Genomic DNA, 1,315 nt, shown 5'->3' on the forward strand with positions numbered 1-1,315 from the left:
GTATGCGTTGGTGTTTGCAGGGTTACCTACCACCAATACTTTAACGTCACGGCTAGCTACGTCGTTTAGTGCTTTACCTTGAACGGTGAAGATTTTTGCGTTTTCTTGAAGTAGGTCAGCACGCTCCATGCCAGGACCACGAGGACGCGCACCTACCAATAGGGCATAGTCTGCATCTTTGAATGCCACATTAGGATCGTCAGTACCGATCACGTCTTGAAGCAATGGGAATGCGCAGTCATCTAGCTCCATGATAACGCCTTGTAGAGCTTGTTGTGCTTTTTCGTTCGGGATTTCTAGTAGTTGTAGAATGACAGGTTGATCTTTGCCAAGCATCTCGCCTGAAGCAATACGGAACAGTAGGCTATAACCGATTTGACCAGCGGCACCAGTTACCGCGACACGGACAGGTTGTTTGCTCATGATATTATCCTTATACAGAAGTAAAATTTTGGTAATTTTGCAACTTCAAAACCATTTCAAAAATCACAAAATCATCTTAGTGTAGCACTTTTTTATGGCATTGACAAAGGTTTTTGCCATAAAATTAACGTGCTTATTTTGGGCGCCGTTCTTGATATCGCTCATCTTTGACTCTAAGATATTGCCATCAATCAAAGCAGCGACTCAATCGGCAGCCACGACATGAGCCACACAGCAAACCTCTTGTGCCACTTGGTATCAGGATCTTGGTAATAAACAGTGTGAGTACCATCATCGTCTTGGCTATGCCAAGCAAGCTTATCCTGCTCAAGCTTTAGCTGATATGCCATGTCGGGCAAGCGCGCACGAATCTGACGCTCCGCGATGGCTGCCATCTCTGGCACATCAAAAATAATCCCCATCTCAGTGTTGTGTATCGCAGAACGCGGATCGAGATTGTACGAGCCGACGAATAGATAACGCTCATCCACAATAAAAGTCTTAGCATGAAGGCTGGATCCACTACCGCCTCTGTAGCTACCACCCAAGCCTTGGTTTTTCTTTTGGATGAGTGGCACGGCTTCGGTTTTAAGTTCGTACAGACCGACGTTGCCATTTAATAACGGCTTTCGGTATTTGGCGTAGCCACTATGCACGGCAGCGACATCGTTGGCAGCGAGCGAATTGGTAAGAATCTTAACATCGGTACCTCTGGCGATGTTATTAAACAGCACCACGCCGCCATCAGTCGGCACAAAATAAGGCGAAACAATAGTCAAGGTGCTATTAGCCTTTTGAAAATAAGGCGCAATCTGAGACGTGACGGTATCCTCCCACTCCTCATCCACGCGCATGGGGTTATCACTGATCAATCTGGCATCCGTCCAATAAA

At 46.4% G+C, this 1,315-nt stretch carries 1 protein-coding gene and 1 pseudogene; both read right to left on the reverse strand.

What is annotated here, in order from left to right:
• Positions 1-423 (reverse strand): annotated as a pseudogene (locus GY683_RS00375) (malate dehydrogenase); the annotation flags it as partial.
• Positions 424-614: 191 nt separating this feature from the next.
• Positions 615-1,315 (reverse strand): phospholipase D-like domain-containing protein (locus tag GY683_RS00380; RefSeq protein WP_297286867.1); only part of this gene is annotated, 701 nt, incomplete at its 5' end.

The organism is Moraxella sp. (genome assembly GCF_024227015.1).
Classification (GTDB): Bacteria; Pseudomonadota; Gammaproteobacteria; order Pseudomonadales; family Moraxellaceae; genus Moraxella.